Origin of the sequence: Rhodococcus sp. BS-15, assembly GCF_000813105.1 — a bacterium.
Lineage (GTDB): Bacteria > Actinomycetota > Actinomycetes > Mycobacteriales > Mycobacteriaceae > Rhodococcoides.
The window spans coordinates 1-5,018 of sequence record NZ_BAOX01000332.1 but is presented as its reverse complement, the minus strand read 5'-3'; the positions used below and the strand labels follow the sequence as shown (position 1 = coordinate 5,018).

Here is a 5,018-nt window from a genome sequence, read left to right as displayed (position 1 = left end):
GACGCGAACACCTGGCCGCCGACGGCGCGGCCGCCCTGTCGTTGCGCGCTGTCGCGCGAGACCTCGGGGGTCGTGTCCTCCGCCGTCTACCGCTACGTCGCCAGCCGCGACGAACTGCTGACGCTGCTGGTCGTCGACGGATACACCGAGCTCGGGGACACCGTCGACGCAGCGGTGGACGCGGCCGACGGACCCAGGGAGAAGTTCCTCGCGCTCGGCCGGACAGTGCGGCAGTGGGGATTGCGGGAGCCCGCGCGCTACGCGTTGCTGTTCGGCAGTCCGGTGCCCGGCTATCACGCCCCCGCGGAGCAGACCACCGGTCCGGGCACCCGGGTGATCACCACGCTGGTGGCCGTCCTCTACTCGGCGTGGCAGACCCGTCGACCGGATGTCGACGCCGAGCCGCCCGAGTTGGCGTCACTGCACGGAAGCTTCGAGGACATCCGTGCGGAGATGGGGATGGACCTGCCCGACGGGCTGATCGCACTGGGAGTCATGGTGTGGGCGTCACTGTTCGGGGCCATCAGCTTCGATGTGTTCGATCAATACGGGGCTACGACGTTCGCCAGCAGGGACGACTTGTTCGAGTACCAGTTGGGATTGTTGACGAAGATCGCTGAGCTCGAGTAGGTAACCAGGACTGGCCGCATCGCTTGCGCCACATCCGTGGGTGCGCGGTGCCACAATGACTAGCGTGGCAGCGCATGCGGAGGAACCCGAGGACCAGACGGCATCGGCCTTGCGCGATGTTCGTCCCGGCAGTCTGTTGGTGTCGTCCATCGAACTCGTGGAGCCCACGTTTCGGCGCACCGTCATCTACATCATCGAACACAACGACGCGGGCAGTCTCGGTGTCGTGATCAACCGTCCCAGCGAGACAGCGGTGCAGAACGTGCTGCCCAACTGGTCCGAGCTGGCAGCCAAGCCCCAGGCGCTGTACGTCGGTGGCCCGGTCAAACGCGATTCGGCCCTGTGCCTGGCGACGCTGCGGACCGGCGTGTCGATCGACGGAGTTCCCGGTCTGCGACGCGTCGACGGTCGAGTGGTGATGGTCGATCTCGATTCCGATCCTGCCGATATCACCCCACTCGTCGAGGGTGTGCGCATCTTCGCCGGATATTCGGGCTGGACATTCGGCCAGCTGGAAGGCGAACTCGACCGGGACGACTGGATGGTGATGTCTGCCTTGCCATCCGACGTGATCGGTCCACCGCGGATAGACCTGTGGGCCCATGTGTTGCGTCGGCAGCCGATGCCGTTGGCGTTGCTCGCATCCCACCCGATCGACGTCGAGCGGAACTGAGTGCTTCGCAGTGGCGTGGTTAAGTGCCACCCAGGGCACTCAACCGCACCACTGCCGCAGGCACTAGTGAGCGAAAGCCTGTGCGGTCGAGTGTCCGCCTGATTTCAGTCCGTCGATCACCTCGTCGATGGCGATGCACAGCATGCGACCAAGATCCGCGCTGAAGCCCTCTCGGACGACGATTCTGAGTACGGCGACGTCGGTTGCGTTGTCGGGCATCGTGTATGCCGGTACCTGCCATCCGCGGGCACGTAGTTCGTGGGAAACGTCGAACACCGTGAATCCGCAGTCCCCTTTCAGCATGAACGACAGCACCGGGATGGCCGCTCCGTCGGTGATCACCTCGATGTCGGGATGTTTGTCGAGGTGCCGACTGACGCGAACGGCGGTGTCGCGCAGTGCTTTCATGATCTCGGTGTAGCCGGATCTGCCGAGGCGCAGGAAGTTGTAGTACTGCCCGATCACCTGATTACCCGGCCTGGAGAAGTTCAACGTGAAGGTGGGCATGTCTCCACCGAGGTAGTTGACGCGGAACACGAGGTCCTCGGGCAGGTCTTCCTTGGTTCGCCAGACGGCGAATCCTATTCCCGGATAGGTCAATCCGTACTTGTGGCCGCTGGCGTTGATGGACTTGACGCGAGGCAGCCGGAAGTCCCATTCGAGTTCCGGGTACAGGAACGGTACGACGAATCCGCCACTGGCCGCGTCGACATGTACCGGTACGTCGGGCCCGCCACCACCGGCGATCTCGTCCAGCACGGCGCAGATCTCCTGCACCGGTTCGAGTTCTCCGGTGAACGTGGTGCCGAGGATCGCTACGACGCCGATGGTGTTCTCGTCCACTGCATCCCGAACCTGTTCCGGGGTGATGACGTAGCGGCCGCGTTCGACGGGCAGGTACTTGGGCTCCACGTCGAAGTAGCGGCAGAACTTCTCCCACACCACCTGAACGTTGCTGCCCAGCACCAGGTTCGGAGTGCCGGTACCCGTTCCCCTGGCCCGCCAGCGCCATTTGAGTGCCAATCCGGCCAGCATGACGGCTTCACTGGATCCTATGGTCGACACGCCCGTGGCCGACGACGGGTCCTCCCGGTCGAGTCCGGGCGCGTGGAACAGATCGGCGACGATGTTGACGCAGCGTTCCTCGATGGCGGCGGTGGACGGATACTCGTCCTTGTCGATCATGTTCTTGTCGAACGTCTCCGCCATGAGCTTCTCGGCCTGTGGATCCATCCACGTGGTGACGAACGTCGCCAGATTCAGGCGCGAGCTGCCGTCGAGCATCAGTTCGTCGTGGATGTAGCGGTAGGCGGCGTCGGGATCGAGCTGCTCCTCGGGAAGTCTCAGTGCGGGTACGGGATTGGTGGCGAACCGGCCGGTGTAGGCCGCAGAGACGATACCGTCGGCGTGGATTTTCCTGGTCATCGTCTTCTCCCGTGATCGGCTCGAGTGACACCCAATCTAGTCCGCGACGCTGCCCACCGGGCTCTGTTCCGATTCCGGTCGTCGCGCGAAATGCTGAGCGATCACGGTGCACACCATCAGCTGAATCTGGTGGAAGATCAACAGCGGCAGCACGATCAGTCCGACGGGTTGGCCGACGAACAGCACCGCTGCCATCGGCAGCCCGCTGGCCAGGCTCTTCTTGGAGCCGCAGAACAGCAGCACCACCCGATCCTCGAAGGCGAAGCCAGCCATTTGCCTCCGTACCAGGTGATCGTCAGCACCAGGGCGAGCAGCGCAGCGCTCACTGCGACGACGACGCCGATGCGCCACACCGCCACCGACGACCACACGTTCTGGTTCATCGATTCGCTGAAGGCGGCGAAGACGACCAGCAGGATCGAACCCCGGTCGACGAGCTTCGTCGGCGCGCTGTGTCGGGTGAGCCAGCCTGTCACCCAGGGCCGGATCAGCTGACCGACGGCGAACGGGAGCAACAGTTGGACCACGATGTCGAGGATCGAGCTGGGGTCGATGGTCGCCGAACCGGTGGTGGTCATCAGGGCGATCACGAGCAGTGGGGTGACGAACACGCCGATGATATTGGAGAACGAGGCACTCACCACGGCACCGGCGACGTTGCCGCGGGCGATGGAGGTGAAGGCGATCGAGGACTGCACGGTCGAGGGGACCAGGCAGAGGAACAGTATTCCGGTGTAGAGGTCGTCACTGATCACCCCGGGGACGAGGATCCGCAGGGCAAGCCCGAGCGCCGGGAACAGCAGATATGTGCACGCCAGAATCACCGAGTGCAGCCGCCAGTGCTTGATGCCGTTCCAGGCGTCGCGCGGCGAGAGGCGCGCGCCGTAGATGAGGAACAGCAGTGCGATGGCGATGCGCGTGAGCCAGCCCAGTACGTCCTCCGCTGTACCGGTGGCCGGGAAGAGGCTCGCCAGCGCGGCGACCGCGAAGATGCCCAGCAGGAAGGGATCCAGCACGGTATCCCGGAACAACTTCACTCGGCCAACTCAATCCACCGTGGCGCTGCGAGTGCGGGCGGTCAAGGTGTTCAGGGTGCCAGCAATTGTGTCGGCCTTGGCGGAACCGATGGTGAGCCTGTCCCCGTTGGCGAACGTGACGAAGGCCGCGGGACCGGCGTCGGTGGCGACGGCGTAATTGCCGCGTCCCTTGGCCCGCAGGCCCCAACCGCCGAACTCCTTCGAGGGGTCGACCGCTCTGACCGATGCGCCGGTGATCTCGTCGATGTCGTAGTCGAAGGCCGCCATGCCGAGGCTCGAGACGAACAGACCGTCGCTGTCGATGTGCACGGTGAAGCGCAGCAGCGACAGAATCAGAATCGTCAGGGGGGCGAACAGGAAGATCGGCACAGTGAGCTGGACAGGTAGCACGTCAGAGCGGCCCCGGCCAGGGACACTGCCACGACGGTGATGCCGGCGATGCGACTGGCACCGACGTGGACCACCAGGGGCAATTCGGGACTGCACCGTGGCAGATCGGAGTGCGGCGGCGACGTGGCGAGAACGCGTTCGCGGTGATCGCGCAGCCTCGATGCGCCGAACAACCCGGCCGCGAAGCCGACGACGGTCCCCACCGCCATGGCCCAACCAGGGACGGTGACGCTTTGCTCGGTCGCCATGTCCAGTTCGCGAACCAGGGTGGCGATCTGCAGAACACCGATCGTCCCGACGACGGTCAGCCCGATGATCAACATCGTGCGACGCATGATCAGCAGCACCCGGGCCAATGATGCGACGGCGCTGCACCCGCCGCCCACCAGCACGATCACGATCGCGAGGGTCCAGGCGTTGGAGAGCGGGTTGGAGAAGTCGTCCGGTTCGGTGCCGCTGAAGTGCGTGGCGACCTGCTCCGGCAGACGGCCTTGCCACAGGTACGCCAGGACGAGTCCGAGTGCGGCTACGACAAGGGGGACGACGACGCCGAAGACGACCCCGGCCGGGTCGAACGTGCGTAGTGCCTTCGCCTTCATCTGCTCAGCTCGGCTGGCAGGCGTCCTTGAGGCTGCACGAGATGCAGGAGCTTCCGCATCCGTCCGCCTCGGCGGGTGGCGGGACGGCCGCTGCTGCGCGTGCCCCGATGGATCCGCCGGCTGCGGCGATGAACAGGGCGGCCACGAGGCTACGACGACGCCGACGACGGCGGCGATGCCGCTCAATGCGAGTGCGGCCACTGCGCCGATGGCCAACACCAAGGCCGATGCGGCGGTGGTGGGACCGGCAACGCGGTTGGCGAG

General features: G+C 65.2%; 4 protein-coding genes and 2 pseudogenes. 2 read left to right on the top strand and 4 right to left on the bottom strand.

The features are described from left to right. Positions 1-630 (top strand): annotated as a pseudogene (locus tag RHBS_RS24190) (TetR/AcrR family transcriptional regulator); the annotation flags it as partial. 55 nt (positions 631-685) lie between these two features. Continuing rightward, positions 686-1,303: a YqgE/AlgH family protein gene (locus tag RHBS_RS24185; RefSeq protein WP_183130317.1), complete on the top strand. Its 618-nt coding sequence runs from the start codon at positions 686-688 to the stop codon at positions 1,301-1,303. A gap of 63 nt (positions 1,304-1,366) precedes the next feature. Here RHBS_RS24185 and RHBS_RS24180 read toward each other — a convergent pair whose 3' ends face one another. From RHBS_RS24180 to RHBS_RS31095, 4 genes and pseudogenes are all read right to left on the bottom strand, one after another. Further along, positions 1,367-2,728: a glutamate decarboxylase gene (locus tag RHBS_RS24180; RefSeq protein ID WP_121871615.1), complete on the bottom strand. Its 1,362-nt coding sequence runs from the start codon at positions 2,726-2,728 to the stop codon at positions 1,367-1,369. Between the two features lie 36 nt (positions 2,729-2,764). Further along, positions 2,765-3,765 (bottom strand): annotated as a pseudogene (locus tag RHBS_RS24175) (bile acid:sodium symporter family protein). A gap of 9 nt (positions 3,766-3,774) precedes the next feature. Next, the gene (locus tag RHBS_RS31100; protein WP_237669645.1) at positions 3,775-4,134 is read right to left on the bottom strand and encodes a hypothetical protein; all 360 of its coding nucleotides are present in this window, start codon (positions 4,132-4,134) and stop codon (positions 3,775-3,777) included. Next, the coding region (locus RHBS_RS31095; RefSeq protein ID WP_237669643.1) for a DUF1648 domain-containing protein at positions 4,107-5,018 on the bottom strand (912 nt) is incomplete at its 5' end. The genes RHBS_RS31100 and RHBS_RS31095, both read right to left, overlap by 28 nt.